This is a genomic window from Cerasicoccus arenae, from assembly GCF_014651635.1.
Lineage (GTDB): Bacteria > Verrucomicrobiota > Verrucomicrobiia > Opitutales > Cerasicoccaceae > Cerasicoccus > Cerasicoccus arenae.
Window position 1 is genome coordinate 1 of sequence record NZ_BMXG01000027.1, and the last position, 22,730, is coordinate 22,730.

The 22,730-nt window shown below is 50.7% G+C and carries 17 protein-coding genes; 15 read left to right on the top strand and 2 right to left on the bottom strand.

Annotated features, from left to right (window positions below; genetic code table 11):
• Positions 1-107 precede the first annotated feature (107 nt).
• The 11 genes from IE065_RS18445 (at position 108) to IE065_RS16265 (ending at position 15,024) form a co-directional block, all read left to right on the top strand.
• Positions 108-410, top strand: coding sequence for an integrase core domain-containing protein (locus tag IE065_RS18445; protein ID WP_425491924.1), 303 nt, complete (start codon positions 108-110; stop codon positions 408-410).
• A 162-nt stretch (positions 411-572) separates the two neighbouring features.
• Positions 573-1,448 carry a hypothetical protein gene (locus IE065_RS16220; RefSeq protein WP_189517013.1) on the top strand — a complete coding sequence of 292 codons (876 nt, stop codon included), beginning with the start codon at positions 573-575 and terminating at the stop codon, positions 1,446-1,448.
• Between the two features lie 35 nt (positions 1,449-1,483).
• The gene (locus IE065_RS16225) at positions 1,484-1,936 is read left to right on the top strand and encodes a hypothetical protein (RefSeq protein ID WP_189517015.1); all 453 of its coding nucleotides are present in this window, start codon (positions 1,484-1,486) and stop codon (positions 1,934-1,936) included.
• 18 nt (positions 1,937-1,954) lie between these two features.
• Positions 1,955-9,457 carry an RHS repeat-associated core domain-containing protein gene (locus IE065_RS16230; protein ID WP_189517017.1) on the top strand — a complete coding sequence of 2,501 codons (7,503 nt, stop codon included), beginning with the start codon at positions 1,955-1,957 and terminating at the stop codon, positions 9,455-9,457.
• Positions 9,450-10,046, top strand: coding sequence for a hypothetical protein (locus IE065_RS16235; RefSeq protein ID WP_189517019.1), 597 nt, complete (start codon positions 9,450-9,452; stop codon positions 10,044-10,046). Before IE065_RS16230 ends, IE065_RS16235 begins: the two co-directional genes overlap by 8 nt.
• Before the next feature lie 135 nt (positions 10,047-10,181).
• Positions 10,182-11,234, top strand: a complete 1,053-nt coding sequence (locus IE065_RS16240; RefSeq protein ID WP_189517021.1) for a TraB/GumN family protein — start codon at positions 10,182-10,184, stop codon at positions 11,232-11,234.
• Positions 11,235-11,642: 408 nt separating this feature from the next.
• Positions 11,643-12,191 carry an RNA polymerase sigma factor gene (locus tag IE065_RS16245; RefSeq protein WP_189517023.1) on the top strand — a complete coding sequence of 183 codons (549 nt, stop codon included), beginning with the start codon at positions 11,643-11,645 and terminating at the stop codon, positions 12,189-12,191.
• Complete coding sequence (locus IE065_RS16250) at positions 12,188-12,382, top strand: hypothetical protein (RefSeq protein ID WP_189517025.1); 195 nt, start codon at positions 12,188-12,190, stop codon at positions 12,380-12,382. The genes IE065_RS16245 and IE065_RS16250 overlap by 4 nt, the downstream gene beginning before the upstream one ends.
• Before the next feature lie 390 nt (positions 12,383-12,772).
• Positions 12,773-13,342 (top strand): ParA family protein, encoded by a 570-nt coding sequence (locus tag IE065_RS16255; RefSeq protein WP_189517027.1) that lies wholly within the window; start codon positions 12,773-12,775, stop codon positions 13,340-13,342.
• Positions 13,339-13,641 (top strand): hypothetical protein, encoded by a 303-nt coding sequence (locus tag IE065_RS16260; protein WP_189517029.1) that lies wholly within the window; start codon positions 13,339-13,341, stop codon positions 13,639-13,641. Before IE065_RS16255 ends, IE065_RS16260 begins: the two co-directional genes overlap by 4 nt.
• 450 nt (positions 13,642-14,091) lie before the next feature.
• Positions 14,092-15,024 carry a replication initiator protein A gene (locus IE065_RS16265; protein ID WP_189517032.1) on the top strand — a complete coding sequence of 311 codons (933 nt, stop codon included), beginning with the start codon at positions 14,092-14,094 and terminating at the stop codon, positions 15,022-15,024.
• Between the two features lie 96 nt (positions 15,025-15,120).
• Here IE065_RS16265 and IE065_RS16270 read toward each other — a convergent pair whose 3' ends face one another.
• A complete protein-coding gene (locus IE065_RS16270) occupies positions 15,121-15,399 on the bottom strand; it encodes a hypothetical protein (protein WP_189517033.1) in 279 nt (92 codons plus the stop codon).
• A 345-nt stretch (positions 15,400-15,744) separates the two neighbouring features.
• Here IE065_RS16270 and mobF point away from each other — a divergent pair, with 345 nt between their 5' ends.
• Both mobF and IE065_RS16280 read left to right on the top strand, forming a co-directional pair.
• Positions 15,745-18,642, top strand: a complete 2,898-nt coding sequence (mobF, locus tag IE065_RS16275) for a MobF family relaxase (RefSeq protein ID WP_189517040.1) — start codon at positions 15,745-15,747, stop codon at positions 18,640-18,642.
• Positions 18,643-18,644: 2 nt separating this feature from the next.
• On the top strand, positions 18,645-19,208 hold the full coding sequence (locus IE065_RS16280; protein ID WP_189517042.1) for a hypothetical protein: 564 nt from the start codon (positions 18,645-18,647) through the stop codon (positions 19,206-19,208).
• A 3-nt stretch (positions 19,209-19,211) separates the two neighbouring features.
• Here IE065_RS16280 and IE065_RS16285 read toward each other — a convergent pair whose 3' ends face one another.
• Positions 19,212-19,436 (bottom strand): hypothetical protein, encoded by a 225-nt coding sequence (locus tag IE065_RS16285; RefSeq protein WP_189517044.1) that lies wholly within the window; start codon positions 19,434-19,436, stop codon positions 19,212-19,214.
• A gap of 635 nt (positions 19,437-20,071) precedes the next feature.
• On the opposite strand from IE065_RS16285, the gene IE065_RS16290 reads away from it, so the two are divergent.
• Together IE065_RS16290 and IE065_RS16295 are read left to right on the top strand one after the other, a co-directional pair.
• Positions 20,072-21,556: a type IV secretory system conjugative DNA transfer family protein gene (locus IE065_RS16290; RefSeq protein ID WP_189517046.1), complete on the top strand. Its 1,485-nt coding sequence runs from the start codon at positions 20,072-20,074 to the stop codon at positions 21,554-21,556.
• Positions 21,556-22,728 (top strand): hypothetical protein, encoded by a 1,173-nt coding sequence (locus IE065_RS16295; RefSeq protein ID WP_189517048.1) that lies wholly within the window; start codon positions 21,556-21,558, stop codon positions 22,726-22,728. The genes IE065_RS16290 and IE065_RS16295 overlap by 1 nt, the downstream gene beginning before the upstream one ends.
• Positions 22,729-22,730 lie beyond the last annotated feature (2 nt).

The following is a 22,730-nucleotide window of genomic DNA, read 5'->3' on the forward strand; positions in this document are numbered from 1 at the left end:
ACCACAACTGTCACGCTTCAAACCTGTATCAACGATCTCGACATCCATAAGAGCAGTTTAGCAAATCAAAGCGAATCGAGGAAGGCGGTCGAAGCCCGGACGCTTACATCGATCCCGGCTGCCCATGGCAGAATGGATTCGTCGAGAGCTTCAACGATAAGTTTCGCCGTGAATGCCTCAACCGGGAGCTCATCTACACTCTGAGCGAATCACGCGTCATCTTCGATGATTACCGCCAGCTGCATAATCACGAAAGCCCGCACCGATCTCTGGGCTTGCTCACCCCAGCCCAATTTGCCAAACAACAATCCACAGGTTCTGGCTCCGTTCGGCCTACGGCCTCTCTACGCCAGAACCTCAAAAACACAACCAACCCAGTAAACAACAACCCGACTGGAATCTTCTCATAACAAGTGGGCCAAAAAGGGGGACTCAGCCACTGAATTGCCATAAAAGTGTATGTGGATTTTCGAAAGATATATTGTTGACATCCGCAACTTAACGTAACCGTATCCTGACTAACGTCATTTTAATCAATGAGAAATATTTTATCATTATCATTAGTCGGACTAATGCCCGCACTCGCACTCGCACAGCTTTCATTTGAGCAATATGAAGGTTATACCACCGGAGTATTTAGCGCGGGGGCATTAATTATAAGAGATGGTAGTGCTGAAATCACCAATTTGAAATCACTGGATGGTGCTCAATCCGCTTGGCTATTAGCAGAAAGCAATGGGTTATCGGCGCAGTGGCCCTACCTGCCAGTCGCTGTGACTGGTAACTCAGCGGTGAGTTACCTCAGCTGGGCGATAGAAACGCCCTTATCGGAAAACGAGCAATTCTATGATTTTTCCGCCGATGGCGCTTATATAAGGCTCGCACAGGAGTCGGGCGTTTTGTCCATGTCTGTTTATGATCCTACTGTGGTATCGACGGATTCAGAGCAGCCAGGGCAAGCGTATGTAGTCTATTCGGTTGAACTGACTTCCGGTCAGAATTGGAGCCGCTTGACGATCCGTTTCGATCATCAGAATGGTTATTGCGATTTCTACGTGAATGGGCAAATCGTCGCTGCCGATTTTCCGCTGGTGCAGGGGGTTACTGCTTTGAGCATTGAGACGACACCAGGAAGCGAACTTTATTTAGATCGCATGGCTTCCTTGGATCAGCCGCTTGACTTTGCGGACATTGACCGTGATGGCCTGCCCGATGATTGGGAGACGGCAAACAGCTTAGCCGTTGGGATTGTCGATCGTTACTCCGATAAGGATGGAGATGGGGAAAGTAATCTATTGGAGCTGATGAACGGGACTGATCCCGCCGAGGGAATAGGGGGAGCAACTGCCAATTCGGAGCCCTTGGGGGGATTGACCATCTTCATTGCTGGACGTGGCTTTTTCACGGTGAATGAGCAAGCGGATCGCTCTCCATTAGTAAGAAAATAACGGGTCTATTGCCCAGTTAGCATTAATTTGATTTTATGAAATTCATTAAGCATCCAGTCGTACGCGGTTTCGCATTCGTTTTATTTTTAGGAGCAGGCATCGCTTACATAGGGGTCTGGGGTATTCGCTATAAAGAAAAGCAACGTGAATGGGTGCTGCCAGAGCGCACAACAGAGCTTACTTTCTCGGAAAGAATGTTCGAAGATCCGGAATCGATTGAGAAGGTGTCGGTGCGAGTGGACACGTTGGTAGATATACCAGCGGTTCAAAGTGAGTTTGCAGCGATCGCAACCTACTCGGATACTCCTCGTGAAGCGGGTTCTCCTGATCATGAGCAGATGAATCGGTATGTCTCAACTTGGGATGGATTGCGTGATCCAGAAGTGAGTGATCCGCACTCGGAAACCAATCGCCAGATGGCGAAAAATCTCATGGCAAAGCGCCAAGCTCGTCTGGCAGCAGCAACGCCTCAAAATGTAGAGAATTAATACTTTTCAGCTAATAGTATGTTACGTTTACGCCAACTGACTCTTTACTGCGGATTAATCACGCTGCTGGGTAGCAATTTCGCTCAGGCGGCGAACTTGGTTACGGATGCCAATAAACTAACGCCGGGTAGTCTTCCAGGTTCGATTGTCGTCGATAATACCGGAACTGCGAACTATAGTATTCCCTTGTCGGTCCCACCGGGTCGTGCAGGCACGCAGCCAGATCTTAGTCTGATTTATTCTAGTGGCGGTGGCGACGGGATACTCGGGATGGGTTGGTCAATAGGTGGACTGTCTGCTATCACGCGTGCCCCAAATACCGAATTGGATAACGATGGCTCCAATACCTTTATTCCTAAAGGAGTCACGATGGACCGCACGGATCGATTTTTAATCGATAATCAGCGGATGGTTCTGGTTTCCGATGGGGGTGCCTCATCCTCCTATGGAGCAGCGGATACGGAATACCGCACGGAGGTAGAGAGCTTTTCGCGAATTTACGCACGTGGACAAATCACGGGCCGGGGGCCTGAGTTTTTTGAGGTGGATACGAAGTCCGGCTTGAAAATGATGTATGGCGACTTTTTAGGACTGGGGGGCTCGGGAAATAGTAGTTCATTCATTCCGGAAAGCAGCCCAGGTGACGCCGTCCTCACTTGGAGTATTGATCGAATCACTGATTCTGCGGGCAATTACATTGATTTTAACTATCTGCATGATCCATCGGCGACTGGAGCGGATGCTCAACAGCAGCAACTTGATGAAATCGTTTACACCTACCACGAACTGCAGTCTGGCTATGCGGCGCTCAACCGCGTGAAATTCAATTATGTTTTACGCGATACTGTTGCAGTGAACGAAGATTCCGCTCCGGTTTATGTGGGAGGCGCTAAAATCCACATGACTCGCCTCTTGGATTCGATCAGTGTGCAGCAGCGGGCAAGCGGTGGCTCGAGTTGGGTTGATGTATGGGAGTATCGTTTACAATACGAAGCAAGCCCAGCGACTGGCAAACCGCGCTTAGTGGCGATTCAGCAAGTCGCTGATGGCGGCGATCTAGCAATCAAGGAAACGGCGATTACTTATCTTACCAACACCGCTCCAGATTATGAAGAAACCAACGTCGGACAGATGAACTGGTTTTCTAACAGCCGTTACATCCCCGCCGATATGAATGGTGACGGTCGCACAGACTTAATTCATCAGTACAGTGTCAATTACTCTGATGGCGCGGGTGACTATAATCTCGTCAAGTTTTGGCAGAATGATGGAGTCGATAGTCAAGGGAACGTGGTATGGGATAAATCAGATTCTTGGGAGGTTACTCGTTTGACGACAGACTCTGGAGTGTTGAGTTCTGGAGCCGATGCCCGAGTACTCCAGACTGCTCAATTGGTATTAGGGGATTATGATGGTGACGGCATGACCGATATTTTGAGTGTTAGCTATGCCGGGGAGAATCTTGATAGTAATGGCAATCCGACATATGCCTACCGGCGGCGTCAGCTTTATCTCAATGAGATGGACACTATCGGTCAGATTGGTCGCCGTGATGCGCAGGGTGATTATACCAAAAATCCTAATTGGTCTGATCAGGGACAAGGTATCGATTGGAATTCAGGATTCGCTAACGGATATGTCTATAACGGAAGCTTGGATAAATACATTGCGACGGACTTGGACAAGGATGGCATAACGGAAATCATTTGGATCAAATATCTGAATTCCAATGTCACAGAAGACTTCCATATTTATCTGTGGGACACGCCCAAAGAGGATATTTATGATCCAATTGACCCGTATAATCCCCGGAAGGTAGATTTTTTCACCGATGAAACTGAAATGATCGCCTTTGACGATAACTATGTCGAGGTCTGGGATGAATCTCGTGCGGTGATGGGGGATGTCAATGGCGATGGCATTGATGATTTGGTTTTAGAGAATCGCTACTCAACTGGAAACAAGACACGCACTCGCATATTCATTACCAAGCGTAACGCGAGCACTGGAGATTGGTATTTTGAGGCACCGACCGGAAATTATGACAAGATTGATAGTGTTACTAATTCTTGGGCGGAGCATGACCTGCTTCAGTTTGCTGACATTAACGGCGATGGACGCTCCGAGTTAATCAGAGGTGTACCCAAGCTAACTAATCAGACGAAGTATTACCATTACTGGGGTGGCGGTCCGACATCGAATACTTTTTATTCGATATTCGATTATCGTTACCACTATCCTCACGAAACCAACAGTAACGATCCTGATTATTGGACACCTGAGTTGTTGCCTTTATGGTATACTCGCTGGTGGAAAGTTGGAGTGGGATACTACTCTTACGCAAAGAATAAGTCGCTCTATGATGGCACACTGGCATTGAAGGTCTATTTGCAAAAGGGTGACGGATTTGATCTTTCAACTCCTCTTCAGGAGAACGTTACGATATTTCAGCAGACCTTCACTTCTATTGATGATCTTCGATTCTTTTTCCATGATGAGACTGGCGATGGACGTCAGGACCTCATAGCCGTGAATGTAGGCAGTGATAATGATGGATTTGTTAGGATTTTTGCATCTGATGGCGATCCATCGGGGGGTGTCTTCACTATTGATGTTAGTGAGCCATCGGAGATGCAGGGCTTTGACAACGATGCGGACTGGATTATCACCGATTTTAACGGCAATGGGTTTCCTGAAATCACTCAACTCGCCAAAGGCAACAACGATTCAATTCAGTTTGAGAAGTTCACGGCTCCGGGAGATCTGATGAAAACAGTAACGAATGGGCATGGAGAAAAGACCGAACTGGTGCACCAGACTTTGGCATATGACCCCATTTATTCTGGAGCCGCTCAAATTCTGTATCCAGTGGTTAATTTTCGTGGTCCACGCTGGATCGTTTCAGATTTGTTCAAGGATACCGGTTATCCAACGGGTTCCGGTGGCGATGTTCAATATCATACGATGTATACCTATGGTGGCGCCCGGGTGCACATGCAAGGTCGAGGATTCCTCGGTTTTCAGACCTTTGAGTCCTATGATCCACAGACCAAACTCTCGAAGATCGATATTCTGGAACAGGCTTATCCGATGACTGGGATGACCGCGCAAACGAGTACCTACTATGATCCTGATCCATTGAATTCGGGCGATGAGCGGATACTGAGTCGGGCGGACAATACAGTCCTTTTTGATGGTGTCGTTGGCGGAACTTTTTTCCCCTTTGTCAGTGAGTCCATCGAGTATAAATGGACGAAGGATGATGGTCTGATTAATTCTGACTTGGACCCGGCATCACCGACCTCACATTACGCCAAGATCACCACGCGAAATCGGTTTGACGCCCAGAGTGCCTTTTTAACATCTCAGCCTGCAACCGACAATCCAGCGAACTTCAAGATTACTTGGGGTAATAATGTCTCGATCGAAATCGACTATGGTGCTGACGAGGGCAAGCAGACCACCGTTAATACCTACGACAACAGTTCGTTGGTAGATCCAGATTGGCATCTGGCTCGATTGACGGAGGCTGAGGTGACTGCGACGGCCCCAGACCCGGATTCTTCCGGTTTACTGGCTCACCAGACGCGGACTTCATCCTTTACCTATGATTCTTCAACTGGACTTCTGTTAACCGAGACTATTGAGCCTGGAAAAGGCGGTAATGAAGAATTGTATACTGTTCATGTACGCGACGCTGCGGGACGCATTAACTCGACGACGGTCACGGCACCGGGCGATATGTCTGCTCCAGCCAGAGTGACGACGAAAGGGGGTTTAGATTCGAACTACATGTTCTACACCACGACCACGAATGCACTCGGTCACGCCGAAACGAAGACCTTTGATGCTAAATTTGGCAGCGTATTAACACTAACGGGGCCAAATGGCCGCACTACGGCCTGGGAGTATGATGCACTGGGAAGAGCAATCAGTGAGACGTCGAATGTGGGGACGTCACTAGAGCTCTCTACCGTTACGCAGTACGCATTTGATGCAACGGCTGTATCGATTCCTGCCTCCATTGAGGGGAGTGCTTATCAGGCCGACGCGCTTTATCGCGTGACGACTGTTGGGCCAATTCTCTCCACAAATCTAGCAGCTACGCAGGGCCTAAGTGACCTTCGCACATCTGGTTATGGCATGGTGTCTACCACTTATTATGACAAGATGGGCCGGGAGATTCGATCGGAGTCAGAACAGCTCCAAAGCGGCACCTATGCGAGTGGCCAGACCGTCTATGCCGATGTGCGAGCAGATACTGGATACAATGAAATCGGTCAGGTGGCCTGCGTTTCAAATCCTTATGTTGGTTCGGCCACACAATGGACGAAAACTGTCTACGATGAACTGGGGCGGACAGTAGAAGTTCATGTCCCGGGATCCGGCGGCGGAGTCATTGTAACTAAAACGGATTACGATGGGCTGAGCACGACCGTAACGCGCAACTATAAGTCTGGTGGGACGAGCTCCACCTCGGAAAATCAGCAGGTGATCTCCACGAACAATCTCCGGGGGCAAACGGTGATGGTGACTAACGGCCTTACGGGGAATCTCGATAACACCGTAACGCATGCCTATGATCAATTTGGTAACCTGATCAAGTCAACCAGTCCTGGCAGCAATACTGTGCGCCTGGACTATGACTTGCGTGGACGTAAGATTGAGCAAATCGATCCCGATATGGGAACCTGGGAATATGAATACAATGCCTTTGGTGAATTGATCGAGCAAACAGATGCCAAGGGTCAGGTCACGCAGATGGTTTACGACGTGCTGGGTCGGATGACGGACCGTTACACAGACTACGGAGGTGCCAATCAGGAGCATTCTCAGTGGTTCTATGACGTGGTCGACCCGGCTACAGACGAATACGGACAGCTTCGACTCGAAATTGCCCCTGATGGCTCTCGGAAAAGCTATTTTTATGACAGCTTTGGCCGAATTGACTTTGTGCTCGATAAAATCCTGGTTGATGCATCGGGTACCACGGATCGCTGGAAATTCTATTACTCGGTTAACGAATATGACGCCAATTACGGATGGCTGAGCAAAGCCAGTAGTTACTGGCGCCCTCTTGCGCTGGAGAGCTTGGATTACATGACCTCCGCAACGTGGTTGTATTACTCAACGACTTACCATTCTGACAGCAAAGGCAGTGTGTATGCGGTGGTGGGTGATAAATCCGGTGTTGATGGTACAACTCAAGATACGTTTTGGTGGTTTGATCCAGTATTCAACGATCAAGGACAAATTACCGAGTATGCGATGGGTAAGGATCAGTATGGACAGAAATTGGTGACCACACATCGCACGTATGACCAGGATACTCATAGCCTGTCCACCATTAGTACGGGGGTTGGAACCAACGGTAATGAGATTCAGGACATGGCGTTTGATTTCGATAACCTGGGCAACGTGCTTTACCGTGAGGATAATCGCTCTGGATTTGGACTAAGAGAAGAATTCCTCTACGATGAGCTTAACCGGATGACGCAAAGCAAGGTCATTGGCGGAGCAACTTTAGACTCCTCGTATGATGCGCAGGGCAATATCCTAACACGAGACATTCTTACATCCAGTGGAGTTGATGCGCGGAGCTATACTTATGGCTCATCAAGACCACACGCGGTGACCTCAGTGACTAGCTCTCTGGGATCATGGAGCTATGGATACGACGCAAATGGCTCCATTAAAGACCGCCATGGGGTTACCAATGCGGTGGAGTGGACGGCCTACAATAAGGTCAGCAAAGTCGCAGATGGCTCTGACGAGAGTGTGTTTACTCACGATGCCAATCATTCTCGGATTACTCATACCGTTAAGGAAGGCGGGCAAGACAAACGTAGAACTATCTACAGTGGTGCGGTAGAGCAGATAGAGGAAAAAGTCAGTGGCAACTGGCAGACCGTTCGCACTCGTGTTCATGTCAGCACCCCGACCGGTAGTGGCGTCATTGTGGTGGAAGCTGATACCACTAATAAAGATCTGTGGATGCACACCGACCATCTCGGTAGTATCTGTGAGATTACTGACGATACCGGTAGTATCGTGGAATCCTTCAGCTATGATGCCTGGGGTAACCGCCGTGATTCCTCCGACTGGGGTTGGGTGGATCCGGCCACTTTTGACCCTACAAACACTGAGCGTGGTTTTACTGGCCATGAAATGCTCGATGAAGTCGGACTCGTCCACATGAACGGTCGAATTTACGATGCGTTACTCGGGAGATTCCTAAGTGCGGACCCGATACTGCAATTCCCGAACAACGGCCAATCGTTTAATCGATACAGCTATGTTCTAAACAATCCAATTAAATACAATGATCCAAGCGGACATATTATACCGCTTCTTGCGGTACCTCTTGCAGCCAGTCTAGCTGCCTCAGCTGCCGCTTCGGCGGCGATTACTGCTGCAACTATTGCTGCCATAGTTAGTGTTGTGGGCATGGCGGTCGCGTTTGCTGGCCTTGCGGCATTTGCGACAGTCACGCAGGGAGGATCAACTAAAGATATTTTGATTAATGCGGGGGTTACATTTGCTTCGGCAGTTGGTAGTGCATATATCGGATCAATTTTCAGTAGTTATGCGGTCACTTTTTTTGCGGACACGTTGGCTTTGGGGAATGCCGCTAGCAGTTTCTCTGCATTGGCTCAAGCGACCGCCACAGGACTTTTTCAAGGAGGGCTGAGTGAAGCGACTGGGGGGGATTTTGGAGCTAGTTTTGTATCTAGTTTTGCTGGCACCATTTTGGGGGCAGCAGTTGCGAGTGATACTGCTCAAGGATTACTTAGCCATATTGGTGGAGATAACTGGGTTGGTGGATTGGTTTCCTCGGCAGTTATTGGTGGGGCCGTTTCCGAAATAGCCGGAGGCAAATTCGCCAATGGTGCTATTACTGGATCTATCGCATATCTTTTTGCGACAGGCTTTGGAGGGTCATCTTCAGAATCTGCTAGTGACACGGCTAATCCAACTGAGAGTGACGCAGATTGGAATTGGGAATATCATTCAGCTACTTGGGAATATGATATGGATTTAATCAGAGAGGAAGTGCATTTCTTGCAGGTTGATGTTGGAGTTGGTGTTGGGCCTGGTACAAATGTTGCATTTGGGTCTTATGAATACTACGCTATTGTTGGCTATCAGGGTAATCCTCTTAGTTATCAAGGAATTTTACTGGAATCAGGAGTATTTACTTCGGGTGCGGTTGATAATTTTGGAGGAATCGATTGGAGTGTGTCTGGGGTTCCATTAGTGGCAACGGGTAGTCCTCATACACTAAGTGGTGCTGGTACTGCTTTTAATATCGGTTATGGGCCAGTGTCAGTTGGTTTTGTTTGGAATGGTTCGGGACAATTGGTTGGCTACGGAGCAGGTCTTAGCGTTTCTCCTTTACCTATACCCATGGGGTCGGCATATTCGTCAGAGACACATTTTGCACCTACGTATAGAAAGTATGATTTTGATGATATGATTCAATTTCGTAATAATAAATGGATTCACTACTGGAATGAGTAAATTTATTTCTTTTGCCTTATTTCTGGCCATGGGAATGTCCACGGCTTTTTCGGAAAATCAATTCAGTGGTAGGCTGACTTATTCATATGATGAGTCTGGACCTGTTCAAAAGAAAGGTGCCAAGGTGGATTTCTATATTAGGTATCCTTGGATAAAGCGCGTGTATACATCTCCAATTAATGGCTTGACCCTAGTTGAGTTGTTCAACTCCGAAAAAAAAATATATTATAAGATATTTGAAGGGAAGCTATTGCTCTCGAAAATCGGTTTGGATGAGGCATTAAAAGAGTATGAAGGTTTGGATTTGTTTGCAGGGAAGAAGCTTGAAATTAAGAATATTGATGGCGGGGTTTATGGTAAAGTTGAGGAGGTCGAAATATTTGTTATTGAAGATAGAAATATTTATAGTCCAATATTTTACGACCTTTTCTTTTTTAGTTACTATTTCCCGGAGTATTTCGACACGATTGAGTTTGCGCCGAAGTCTTTTACCTATCGATTCGGTGAAAATAGCTATAAATACGAACTTACAGGCGTTGATTACACCGAGCTTGATGAAAGCTATTTTGCTTTACCAGGTGCCAATTAACCGACAGCGCCTATACTATGAATCGCACCCTTATTCCGGAGTCGATCCCTGCGCGCAAAGCCTCCTGCTCCTATGTCTTTAATGCAGTATATGCGAATCTATAACGTATTAACGGTTATTGGTTTATTCTTTTGCATGCGCCTCTTCGGGGTTATTGAACCAGAACCAGCGATGCTCTGGCGCGTCTCCGACGCCGATTCACAGATCTACTTGCTTGGTTCGGTCCATTTGCTGCGACCAACGGATTACCCATTGCGTGAAATTTACGCTGTTGCATTCGATCAGGTAGATGGGCTGGCAATTGAAGCAGATGTTTCCCAAGAAAATGCCATTAGCAATTATGTGCAGGAGAATGCATTTTATTCGTCTGGAACGATTAGTCAGGATTTTTCCTTGTCCACAATAACTAAGCTACGAACTTGGTTTCGGCAGAGTGGGTACCAATTTTCCTCACAATATCAACCGTGGTTTTTGGCTACATTGTTGTTGGAAGTCGAGGTATTGAGTGAAGGGCCTTTTACTGCCAGTGGCGTTGATGTTTCTTTTCTAGAGCAAGCCAATGATCGAGGCTTGCCGGTTGAATACTTGGAATCTTGGCAAGTGGCTCTTGATTACCTAACCTCTATGCCTCCAGAGATTGCAGAAGAAACAGTCTTGGAAATACTTAATTCGGGCAATCAGGCCATCAATGACCTTAACTTTCTCATCGACCAATGGAGTCAAAGTGACCTTGCTGCCATGGAGTACTACATCGATGAAGAATACAACGGAGGGCCACAAAATCCCCTGTCAATAGCCGGACGAAACTTGAGTTGGTTGTCCGCCGTCCGGGATTATTTGGGGGATGATAGAAAATTCCTGATTGTCGTCGGCGCTGGTCACATGGTGGGTGAATATGGCCTCCCGCAACTACTTGAGAACGAAGGTTATAAAGTTGAACGATTGCCCGAGGAACCTTGGGCAGAACTGTCTAATCCGCAAGTGGACGCTCAGGCGAATATTCTGCGGACAAATATTCAAGGCGCTATGGGGCGGGTTTGCAAAATCGAAACGTCTGCGGACCTAAGCGACCCGAATTCTTGGGAAGTATTCGATACCTTTACCTTTACCGACGAACAGACGACTATTGAAATTCCTTACTCGCGAACTGACGATGCAATGTTTGTTCGTGGGAAAATCGTGGAGTAAGGTGTTGCGAGCCGAATTATCGCCGCCCATTTTTGCCGAATTTAGCTCATAATATTTTCGCGAGAATCCCTGTTTATTGAGAATAAAAGTAGCCGCTAGGGTCATAGTGGATTGTCGGGTTATGATTTTTGGCCGAAAAATGCCTTTTTTTTCGGGGACGAAAAAGCTCAACGCTTATGATGTCGTTGAGCTTTTTTGTTTACAGGAGGGTAAGCTGACGGTCGTTTTCGGAGGCGTTTTTGCGACGGCGTTGCTTGCTTAAGGTGTGGTTGGCCTGGGCTGACCGTGTCCACTTAAACTGAGCCGCTTGCCAAGTTAGTCTGGCGCTTTAGAGAGCCGCTAAAATTAATATGGTCCATCCCAAATTTAATGATTGCACAATGGGTAGTATATCTCGCAACTTTACTTGTGGACTGGCAAAAGCCACTGAATGAAGCGATCGGAGGTGAGGCGAATCGGGAGCGCTCCATATGCGAGGCTATCGACAAGTTCGGTCATGCATTAAATGCCTATTTATTCAGCAAGACTCAGGACTGGCATGAAGCCGAAAACATTTCACAAGAACTCTGGATCAGTGTCCACGAGAAATTCACGATTGAGCAAATGGGGTCCTATGGACTGCTGCGCTGCCGGGCCAATCAGCTTTTCATTGATCATTATCGTAAGCGCAAGGTGCGCAGCTTCGTTGAAACTCGCGATGAAGTGCCTGAAGCGGTAACCAAGTTCGACGATTACATCGACGATGAGTGGTCCCAAGAGCTGTTTTGGGAAACTTTCGAGGACTTGGATTTCACGGAAGATGAGAAAGCCATTTTCTGGCTGTGGGCCCGGCATAACTATACCTACGCTGAAATCGGCAATCGTCAGCACATGCCAACTTCAACGGTCGCAGATAAAGTTGCCAAGGTTCGCCGTCTGTGCAAAGAATACCTCCAAAAGCAGGAGGAAACGGAATGAAACGAGAACCAATCAGTGAAGACGATGTGGTGCGCCTCGCCCAAGGCAGTGGTCGGCAAATTTCGCCGAACTTCAAGCAGCAGGTGCTCGACAAGATTCGTGAGCGCTCCAAATCGGCCCCTGCCCCCTCTTCCCGTGAAAAGGAGCGGGAACGTGAAGATCGTGAGCGGGATGACGGTCGCAGCCGTTAATTATTTCCCAAAGAAGTCAGGCATGGTGTCAATTGCACGTTGAAGGTCAATGACGCTGAATATGTGAAACGATCACCTGATGCTAGAAAATTGAGGCGCATATTGAATGCATGTGCCTTGTATTGATCGAGGTGCCTGTCTTATCCGTTTTAGACGATATGCATACTTCAGGCTAAAGGAGCTTATCGCGTCAATGATCCGATATACTCACTTATCGTGAAAAGCGTGGATCGTCTGTCTGATGCGATTCCAGTAATATCGGTCTGATGCGCGTTTAGCCGTATTGGCCTTTTTCACCCGTGACAAATCAGTTACACTACTCAGCTTTATCGGGCAATGGATACGCCTTTGAGTGGAATTTCAGGGCTGAATTGGGCTAAGGCTAGGGACATGAAAGTCATTGCCTTTATGAATTTTAAGGGTGGCAGCGGCAAAACGACGCTGACCTGCCTGAGTGCGCTCTATCTGGCGGCGGCGAAATCAGCGCGGGTGCGTATCCGGGATCTTGATCGGGGCGGCGACGCCGAAGCCTTCACGCGTCACATCCAAGACCCAGCAATCCAGCTCTTTCAGCCGGAAGAGTCACAGGATGCCTATGACTATCTACTGATCGATACGCCGGGCGGGATTCACGAGAAGGAAATGCGCAGCATTGCCCAAATTGCGCATCGGATCGTCATCCCATTCGCCCTTTCGCCGACGGACATTCGCCGTAGCCGCCAAACGGTGGAAGCCTTGCAGGGCTGTCCGCAAGCAAAGGTTCTGCTCAACCAAGTGAACGCACAAACCAACGCCTATAAGCAGCGCGAAGCGCTGGTGGCCAAAGTGGGCATTCCGGCCCTGAGCAATTTTCTGAGTAAACGCGTTGCTTACAGTTATGCACTGGCTGGCGGCTCCAGTCAGCTGACGACCGAATGCATTCGAGAACTAGCCCTAGTCGTGGAGGAAATGATCGCATGAAAATTGAACCCTTAGATTTATCCAGCCTGTTGAACGGGCCCGCTGAGACCCAAAAGCTTCAAGCAGCGAATGATACACCGCGCTTTATTCGGCGGCGATCCATCGAATTTGATGACGACGCGGAAAACCATATTTTGCGGATTTATCGATTTTTCCTGGAAGAGGGCGTTCGCCCGCTCAACGAACAAAAGACAGTCGAATTCGCCTTGGCCTTGGCGCTGAACCCCGAAGCCCCTTGGCGATCCATCTATGAGTCGTTGAAGGCAAAAGACAAGCGACTCACTGCGTCACCCGCTTAAATAGCGGTACATTGGTTACCTCCGATCACCACCTTGCCCTTTGATAGCGGTTCTTTTCCTCTTATTAATTTAGCGGACGTATCCGCTTAAGCCACAGAATGGGCCGACTCACGGATTCACTGCCAGTCCACTTCTGCAATCTTTATTTACCTTGGGAGCTTGGGTCTTTATCCACGCAGCCAACATCAAGTTTAGTATTAATGTTTAATGGGTTTAACGTGTTTAGTCCAGTTTGCGCCCTGAATGGATAAGGCTTTCGGACGGTCTGTGGTAACCGATGTCCCGAACAAGGGTAACTGATATCCCGTTAGTCGGTAACTGCAGTCCCGAGGGCCGGGTAACTGATGTCCCGTTAGTATTCACAGACTAGCCACAGGCTTGTCCACAATGCGGCGAGTTGGCAGGGGCAGGGCCATTGCGCAATCAACGCGTTAACGCTATCACTAATGCATGCTTCGCCCCATTAAACGTAACCGACAACTGGATCTGTTCATCCCGCTTCCTGGCGCAGTCGCGCCGAAGGCTCAGCAGGAGCTGATGATGCGTTCCTGGATGAGCCTAGCCAAGCAGGGCCGCAGCACGCCAATTGAGCACCATTATGATAACCAGTGGGTCCGCATTACCGGCGACTCTGAGAATGGAATCGCCACGATCTGGGACCATGATCTGCTGATTTACTTCGTCTCGCAGTGGCGTGAAGCCCAAAATCGCGGACTAGAAACCAGCAACTACGTGCATTTCACCCCCTACGACTACTGGACCTGGCTGGGTTTAAATCGCGGAGGCGGGCGCGATTATCACCTACTCAAAGATCAGATGAGGCGGCTGCACACGACCCACATTGAGACCAATTTTGCCTGGACGGAAGAGGGGGAGGGGACACGTAAGCAAATCCATAAACACACCCATCAATTCAACTGGGTGCAGGAATGGCGTTATCATGAAATCAATGGCGTGGTGCGGGGGATTGAGGCCCAGTTGCCCGAATGGTTTTACCGGGCTGCCCTGGACGAGAAAAGCGTGCTCACGATCAGCGAGGAATACTTTCGGCTGACCAGCGGATTGGAGCGCTGGCTGTATCTCTATTGCCGGAAGGCAGCGGGTCGTCAACGGCATGGTTGGCAGATTCGCTTCCGCCTGCTTTATGAGTATTCTCAGCTCAAAAGCCCCTACAAGCGCTTCGCTCAGATTCTGCGGAAAATCATCGCACAGCCGCGACAGATTCCTGAATACACCCTGCGCGAGATCACCAATCCCCGTGGTGAAAGTGTCTTGCAAATTCTGCGGATCGACCAGGAGTTAAACGCGCCGCTCTTGGGGACCAATTCGGGCCTGATGGCGACATCCAGTCCTGCGTTTCTGGATGATGACATACGGGTGTAGGGACATTGGTTACCGGGGGGTTAAAGATCCATTCTAACGGACCTTTTCAAACGCGCATAATATATCTTGTGTCAACCGTGCGCGCGGAGCGTTAAATCAGAAAAACCGCAGGGCGGCCAAGATGCTCAGGATGGCGAAGGTCTGTGCGAGGAGTCCGGCGTAGTAGGTCTTCGTATCGACCTTGTCGGCTATTTTATCCTGGATGTTGGACAGGCGATTTCCCAGAGTCGCCTCCAATAGTTTGATGTCGGATTTGGTCGCCACTTGTTCATCGGCATCGGAAAACAATTCAACAATTTTTTCGGCCTGTTTGGGCGAAAAAAGCTTACCAGCCGTGAGGCGTTTGATGGCAGAATGGGTGTCGGTCAACAGCATGCGGTCTCCTTGGGTTCAGTCGTTCATTGAAGCGATTATAGCAGCATCGGATCGTCTTGGCAACAGCCAGAGAAAATGCGGCCATGCTCCGAAAAAACGCCGGTTACATGCATCCGGTTATGCTGGTCTTATACACAGCGAGCCTCCCCTGTTTTCCACAATCGCAGTGATTTCCGACTGATTCCAATTTAACCCTAGGTTGTTTTGAATTATCACTGAAACTACCTTAGCGGGCGCTAAGGGACGACGTCTGCTAGGAAATAAATTTTGACCCAAATGTCTCGGTCATCGGAAAAAACGATCCACGCATACGTGTCAATGGATAGGAAGGAGTGGAATTGAACCGTGTTACGCATACATGTCAGTGAGAATACCGAGGCGGCGAAGCGCTATTATACTGAGTCGCTATCCAAGGGGGATTATTACACCCGAGGGAGGGAGCAAGAACGCAATCTGGGCTTTCATGGACAGGGAAGTCGATTGCTTGGATTGCCCGATGAAATCACCAAAGATATCCACGAAAAGCTGTGCGATAACCAGCGTCCTGATGGGACTAAGCTGACCGCGCGCAATCGCGACAACCGCAGGCCGGGGTTCGACTTTAATTTCCATCCGCCCAAGTCCGTCACCGCGCTGTATGAGTTGGCGGGAGACCGCCGAATCGAAGAGGCGTTTGTGCGGGCCGTGCAGCGCACAATGAGCGAGGTGGAGCGCAACATTGAGTGCCGTATCCGCAAAGGCGGTGTCCATGAAAACCGTAAAACCGGCAACGCGGCCTACAGCCTTTTCCTCCACCGGACCACCCGTCCGGTCATGGGTTCCGACGATCCCGAATTGGCCCCATTGAGCCATAAGCCGGACCCGCACCTGCATGCGCATGCCTTTGTTTACAATGCCACCTATGACGCTGTGGAAAAGCAGTGGAAAGCGATCCAGCTGTACAATATGAAATTCGGGGGTGAAGCGCCCTATTACGAAGGTTATTTTCACAATGAGCTGGCGAGGGAAATGCTCAACTTGGGCTACCGGATCGAGTCGACCCGGGACAGTTGGGAAATCGCGGACGTTCCTCCGAGCATCCGGGAAAAGTTTTCCCGGCGAACGCGCGAGCTCGAAGCACTCGCACAAGAACGGGGCATTACCAGTGCCCGTGAAAAGGCGGCACTCAACGCAAAAACCCGTCAAAATAAGGCCGAAAATCTCACGATGGACGAACTGCAGACGGATTGGAAACGTGTGCTCAGCCCAGCGGAGGAACAAGCCCTAGCGCACACCTATCAGCGTAGCCTACGCACCCCACCTCCGCCAGATGACCCCATGGCCTTGGAACGTGCCTGCTCCCATGCCCTCTGGCACTGCCTCGAACGGCGGAGCGATCCGCTCGAGAAACGCGTCATTGGCGAAGCGCTCAAGTCCGCACCGGGTCACCTGCGGGTCGATAAAATTCGGGAACGTCTCCAGGAGAAAGGGGCCATCGTCGCGCAGATTGGCGGTCAGGAGCGTTTGACGACCGTTGAAGCCTTTCGCCAAGAGGAGGCCATGAAGTCCTTCGCCCGTCGGGGGAGAGGTCGTGAGGAGCCGCTGAATCCCCAGCAGCGGGAGTGGCGCTGCGATCTGTTCCGGGATCCAAGCGCCGATACGGCCCAGCAAAAGCAGGCCATAGAGCATATCTTGAAATCACGGGACCGGGTGATTGCCGTGCGTGGAGCTGCTGGTACGGGAAAAACGTCCATGATGGAGGAAGCGGTTCGGGGGATCGAGGAAGGGGGCAGGCGCGCCTTTGTCTTTGCCCCGACCGCCGATGCTGCGCGCTCGGTCCTGCGCGGCGCGGGTTTCACGGAAGCCGACACGGTCCAGCAACTGCTCAAGAATCCCCAGTGGAAAGACCGCGTGAAGGGACAGGCAATCTGGATCGACGAGGCCGGGTTACTCAGCGTGCCCGATATGCAGAAAATCTTTGAACTGGCGCAGAAGCAGGATTGCCGGGTCATCCTCACCGGTGACGACAAACAGCATAATTCGGTGATTCGAGGCGACGCGTTTCGCATCTTGCAGAATTCCAAGTGCGTGCGTCCCGTAGAACTGACGCGTAACCAACGCCAGAAATCCGATCCTCGCTACCAACTGGCCGTGGACCTGCTTTCGCGCGGCAATGAGAAAGACGCCGCCAGAGGGTTCGACCGCTTGGTGAAGATGGGGGCGATCCATCAAGCCCCGCGTGATGAAATTGCCTATGAGACTGCCGCCAGCTACGTCAAGAAGGTCGCCCGCTCAAATGGGCTCCGTGAGAAAACGTCCGCCATGGTCTGCCCCACGCACGAGGGCAATCGGGAACTAACGGGCATCATTCGCTCCATGTTGCGCGACAAAGGCGTATTAGGCACGCAGGAGCACGATGTTGTCACTCTGCGACAAATCCCTCTGACTGAGGCCGACAAGCGTCAGGCGCGCAACTATGAGGCTGGTCAGGTCATTGAATTTCACCGCGCCATTCCGGGCTGTTCGGCTGGCTCGCGGGTCGTGGTGGACGCTGTTGATCCACAAACCGGTAAGGTCTGGGTCAATAACCATGAGCGCCAGATTGATCTCAGTTATTCCGAACGCTTCAGTGTCTACGCCCGTGAAACGCTCCAAGTCGCCCAGGGCGAGCGCCTGCGTATCACCAAGGGCGCACCGCTCAAAAACCCGAAAACCGGTGAATCCAAGCAAATGGAAAACGGGATGGAATGTCGGGTTAAGGGATTTGACCGGCGGGGTAGTCTAATTCTGGACAACGGCTGGGCGATGCCAACTGACTTCGGCCACATCAGCCACGGCTATTGCCGAACCTCACAGGCCTCGCAGGGACAAACGCGGGACGGCGCGCGCGCCTTCATGCCATCGGATACGCTCTGCGCGACTAATCGCGAAGCATTCTATGTGACCGTTTCGCGCGGCAAAGAAGACGTGGAGATTTTCACCGATAATATCGAGGAGCTGCGCGAGTCCATTCTCCGCTCCGCCGCCCGGCGCGAGTCGAGCGAAGTGGTGCGTGCCAAGAGCCCACTGCTTTACCGGAAGATGCAGGCCGGATTCCTCCGCGATCAATTCAGTGAAATGGCGCAAAGCTTCTGCCAATCCGCGCGCAGGAAAGCCGCCCATCAACTCGAAATCGGCAGGGAGCACTTGGGCCATGCCTTGGAACGCAATCTGCCCATCACCAAGGGCTTTGTCTTTGAACGCACACGAGAAAGGATACGTTAATAATGGAAGCCTTCGACCCCAAGCGCCCACTCGCCGAATACGGGAAAGATCCGGAGAAGTCTCCCTTGAAACTGGCTCAGCGCTTTCACGAATTCCACGGGGAGCACCCACAGGAGCCGCCGCCCCCGAACGCCCCGAAAAGGGACTGCCCTCAGGCCAATTTCTGGGCTGGTAAAGAAGAATTGTTCGAGGGCTCGGGGTATGACGAGGTCGAACATTCCCGCGCCGCATATCTCGCCTTTAAGCGTGGCTGCGGCGTCGCCCCCTTTTTAAGCCTGCGCACCAGCCCGGAGAGTGCGATCGAGTTCTTTCAAACGCCCATGATTCCCCGGGGTAGCCTGAGCCCCGATTTTCGGGAATTGATCTTACACTTGGGTGACGAACAACTGCGTCTATTCGGGCGTAATTTGTTTGAGCTTTACGTCTGTTTTGCGGAGGGGCGTTTATTGCACGTAAACGCGGGCGACCCCAAACGAGACTTCGGTGAGCGTCGGCTTGCTTTCATTGAAGCGGCCCAATGGGTGCGCAGCGGAAATGGGACCGGCCGCAGTGGGCCGGCCCATTAGTGTTTAGGCAGTCACGTTTTGGTCGGGGTCGCGTGGTGGAAAGGCCACCAGGCGTCCGTCGAATCCGCGAATGGGTAGTGAGTCCAGAACAATGTTTGCGCCCTCACCTTCACGGTGATTCCACAGAGCGCCAATGGCGATGCGGCGGGATTTGCCTTTGCCCTGATCCTCGTAGAAATAGAGAATGCGGTCAGGCTGGTTGGACTTGTTTTCGGTTTGATTCGTCATGATTGACTCCTTGGTTCAGGTTGTAGGGCCGCGATCATCGAGGCCTTTTCGGCGTCTTAAATCAGCGAACGGAGAGAGTGACGTTGACAATGGACTTCGCGGGGGACCCGTTTGCACAAGTCGGAGCAAAGCGGAACGCGGAAAATGGGGCGGAAGTCCATTGAGCCTGGGCGGTTCAAGGCCACGCCGTTCGCGAAAGTCGCCGTATTTGAAAGGCCCGTGCTCGCGGGCATCCTGAAGCTAGGTAATGGGTTGGGATCCAACAAAACAGGTGCACCCGTTCGGCTGCTCTCTGTCGGGATGCGGCACAGAAATCACTCCGATCAGTAAGCGGGAACCACGTGGAGGTAACGAACGCGGGTTCTGGAGATAGGCAATGCATCGCGCAGTGTAGCAGGCATTTTCTCCACGCAGCTCTCGCCAAGGCGTATACCGAATCTCGGCCCCGGCGGAACGTTGCTGAGCATCGGGTCGCAGATAATGATAAAGCGCTATCGAATAAGAAAGATTAATATTAAAACGATGCGTGATTAACCGTCGCTCAAACCGACCATCTTGGCGAAAAGGTGTTTGCACTCATAGCTCTGTATTATACGAAAAGGGCATCGGAATTAACTACTGCTACCGAGAAAAAAGTGAAATTCGGAGATTTCTTCAGCCGCGGCCATTACGGCGCGACCACGGATGGTCCGCCGCCAGCCAAACCATTTTCGCTCGACTGGCCCCTGTTGCAAATTGGTCCGAATGATTGGTGGACTGTCCGTGACGCTTGCGAAGGAACGCAGATATTTGGGGCCACGGGTTCCGGGAAAACCTCCGGCAGTGGACGGGCCATTGCCCGTCAATTCTTACGCTCCGGTTTTGGCGGGCTCGTCCTGACCGTTAAACGCGACGAAAAAGATCTCTGGCTGAAATACTGCGCCGAGACTGGGCGCAGTGACTCAGTGATCCTCGTTTCAGCTGATCTGAAGGAGTGCTACAATATCTTAAGTCACGAAAGCAAACGTTCCTCCGGCCAAGTCTACACCGAAACCATCATGGGGATCTTTAACGAAGTGATCGATATCGTGGATCGATTTGATGGCGAGGCTCGTGATGAAAAGTTTTGGGTACTGAACGAACGAAAGCTCCTACGCAATGCAATCGAGCTGTTGCTGCTTGGACACGGCAAGGTATCGATCAAGCGGATCGAGAACATTATTCATAGTGGACCGCGCCAAGCGGATGAGGCCTACATCCGGAAATGGTCATTGGACTCACTGTGTGGGCACACGATTAGTAAGGCGGAGAAATACGCACCCAAGGAAGATCGAGTCGAGGACCTGCACCGCGTGAAGCGTTTCTGGCTGCACGAGTTTGCCGGGATGAATGAAAAAACACGCGATTCGATATTACTGTCTATCACCGCGCGGCTGGACCGCATGAACTCGGGACCACTACAGAAGCTTTTCTCAACGGAAACCACATTTACGCCAGAGATGACCTTCAACGGCGCGATCATCATCCTGGATTTTTCAGTCAAGGAGCACGGTGACCTGGGGATTTATGTCCAGGCCGCCCTGAAATACTGCTGGCAGAAGGCCGTTGAACGTCGAACAGTCAACGAATCCACCCGACCCGTTTTTCTGTGGTGTGATGAGTCGCAGTTTTTTGCGAACAAAACCGATCAGGCATTCCAAACGACGGCGCGTAGTGCCAAAGCCGCAACCGTCTACCTAACCCAAAACCTCCCGAACTACTATACGATGCTGGGAGGGAAGAACCCCCAGGACACCACCAATTCATTGCTGGGTAATTTCCAGACGAAGATCTTTCATCAGAATACCTGCAATGTCACCAATGCCTGGGCGGCAGAGCTGATCGCCAAAGTCTGGCAAACGTCGGCCTCCGAAGGGTATTCCGACGGTGAGAAAGATCAGGACGGTAAAACTCGCAAGGGCAGCTTTTCTTGGGGACGTAATCCAATCTTTGAGTATGACATCACCCCGCGTGACTTCACGACCCTGAAGAAAGGGGGCCCGGCCAATGAGTTGATGGTCGAAGCGGTCTTCTACCCAGGGGGACGGCTTCTGAGTAATAAAAAGCCCTTTTCGAAAGTCCTTTTCAACCAGACGGTATAATGTCAAAGGGCGATTCAGAGGATGATTCTTGGGATGTTAGTGTCAAAGCGTTCCAGGAGGCATTCGCTCGCATCCAAAAAAAGGGTCGCCCCGGTGGGCCCGGTGGCTGCGCTGAATTGCTGCTGGGAATATTGGCCATCGTATTCTTCATTCCCCGCAATGTGATCATGGTCTTTATCCGCACTTACTTTGGTGCGCAGTTTTTGAGCGTGTGGAGTTATATCGTGACGCTCTTCTTGGCCGTGGTCATCTTCAGCGTCATTCATGGTCTCAAAAAACCGGATATCCCCAGCCCAGTTTATAGTCCTCATGCGAATCAGGTTCGTTCCACCAATCAGGAGAAGCCTCAACCCGTCAAAGTGCTTTCCGATAAATATCCAGTTGGAGAATGGATTGAGTTTGATGGACGATGGATCAATTTACAGGCAGAGCCCAAACTGGCCTTCCTGAAAAAGACCGACGGCATTGTTGTCTACGAACGTCCTCAGATATTCGAATGGGTAACGCCCAAAGCGCCCGAGGAAAAAAGTAATCCTACGGTTGCTCGCCGAGCCGCGTTGGAGACCGCCGACACCAGCGCCCTTACGCTGCATCGGCAGGAATATCGGGTCTGGTCCAATCTCTTCGGCCTCTATTTTTTCATGGGATTGGCTCAGGTGGTTTTTTTCATGGGATTGGCTCAGGTGGTCTTCGCTCAGGTCAATAAGCACCGAGGACTGGTGCATAGCAACAGCGGTGGCATATCACTTCTTTTCTACCTGCCAGAAATTGGCCCATGGATGGGAGCCTATTATGAGAAAACCGGTCGCAACTTGAATCACTTGCTGCTAGAACCTGCCCTCCTCGTCCTGCTGGCTCTGATTATGGGGAGCATTGGATATCCCGCCATCAAATGGTTTATCCTACTGGGAACCGGCGGCCTGTTCTTTCAGGAAATCCACATCCTCCACAACGAGCAGAAGGAATTCACGCAAGCAGTGGATTCCTTCCACGATCAAAAGAGGCAGAGCAGCACGCGTAAGCAAGCAGACAAGGCAGTCAAGCGGGGGGCAGAGAAAACCTTCGACGGCGCTGCGCCGTTCGTCTCAACCCCGCTGCACTATCCAGGCTATGAAGCCTATTCTAACTTTTTCCCCAGCGCCGCCGAGGTCCGGGGTCATCCATCAGCATAACT

Bases quoted from the DNA above. Each gene is read 5' to 3' on its own strand.
- IE065_RS16220 (WP_189517013.1), top strand. From the start codon at position 573: ATGCCCGCACTCGCACTCGCACAGCTTTCATTTGAGCAATATGAAGGT.
- IE065_RS16280 (WP_189517042.1), top strand. From the start codon at position 18,645: ATGGAAGCCTTCGACCCCAAGCGCCCACTCGCCGAATACGGGAAAGAT.
- IE065_RS16230 (WP_189517017.1), top strand. From the start codon at position 1,955: ATGTTACGTTTACGCCAACTGACTCTTTACTGCGGATTAATCACGCTG.
- IE065_RS16260 (WP_189517029.1), top strand. From the start codon at position 13,339: ATGAAAATTGAACCCTTAGATTTATCCAGCCTGTTGAACGGGCCCGCT.
- IE065_RS16225 (WP_189517015.1), top strand. From the start codon at position 1,484: ATGAAATTCATTAAGCATCCAGTCGTACGCGGTTTCGCATTCGTTTTA.
- IE065_RS16285 (WP_189517044.1), bottom strand. From the start codon at position 19,436: ATGACGAATCAAACCGAAAACAAGTCCAACCAGCCTGACCGCATTCTC.
- IE065_RS16235 (WP_189517019.1), top strand. From the start codon at position 9,450: ATGAGTAAATTTATTTCTTTTGCCTTATTTCTGGCCATGGGAATGTCC.
- IE065_RS16255 (WP_189517027.1), top strand. From the start codon at position 12,773: ATGAAAGTCATTGCCTTTATGAATTTTAAGGGTGGCAGCGGCAAAACG.
- IE065_RS16270 (WP_189517033.1), bottom strand. From the start codon at position 15,399: ATGCTGTTGACCGACACCCATTCTGCCATCAAACGCCTCACGGCTGGT.
- IE065_RS16265 (WP_189517032.1), top strand. From the start codon at position 14,092: ATGCTTCGCCCCATTAAACGTAACCGACAACTGGATCTGTTCATCCCG.
- IE065_RS16240 (WP_189517021.1), top strand. From the start codon at position 10,182: ATGCGCCTCTTCGGGGTTATTGAACCAGAACCAGCGATGCTCTGGCGC.
- IE065_RS16295 (WP_189517048.1), top strand. From the start codon at position 21,556: ATGTCAAAGGGCGATTCAGAGGATGATTCTTGGGATGTTAGTGTCAAA.
- IE065_RS16250 (WP_189517025.1), top strand. From the start codon at position 12,188: ATGAAACGAGAACCAATCAGTGAAGACGATGTGGTGCGCCTCGCCCAA.